Annotated in this window: 1 protein-coding gene; it reads right to left on the bottom strand. The window is 50.6% G+C overall.

Features of this window, described 5'->3' with window-relative positions:
- Nucleotides 1-591: PhoX family protein (locus tag R7Z77_RS26960; protein ID WP_318137252.1), on the bottom strand; the 591-nt coding region annotated here is incomplete at both ends.

Here is a 591-nt window from a genome sequence, read left to right as displayed (position 1 = left end):
TGTACTTGTCGCCCGTCGCCAAGCGATTCGCAGGATTTGCATCAGCAGGATCCCAAGCCGCTGCAGACTCGAACTTGTAAAGGTATTCAAAACGAGAATCATGACCTGAGTAAAATACTACGGGTTTGCCTGCTTCTAGCTTACCGAAAGCACAACCTTCGTGGCGGAAACGACCAAGCGCGGTACGCTTTTTCGCACGAGAGTTTTGGGTATATGGGTCAATTTCTACAATGTAGCCATGGCCGTTCGCTTCGTTACGGTAATCGTCTGCAGAGCTGGTGCCTGTTGGTGCAACATTAAAACGCGTGAACTCATCTAAACGCTCTTCTGAGTTACCTGCCAATGTTTCCCACAAGTAACGCGTGCTCTTATCATCCACACCAATACGATCTTGTTCTTCTGTACGAGTCCCCGCATTAACGAAGTAGCCAGGCCAGTTCTCTTCACACGTGAGGTAAGTACCCCACGGCGTATAGCCGTTGCCACAGTTGTTTAACGTACCACGAGCTTGGCTGCCATCAGGCGAAAAACGCGTCACAGTAAGCGCCGTGTGAGCGACTGGGCCAGATAAATCCATCACTGTCGCACCAG

It is taken from the genome of Vibrio sp. 1401, assembly GCF_033340295.1.
This window is presented reverse-complemented; position numbering and strand designations above follow the sequence as displayed.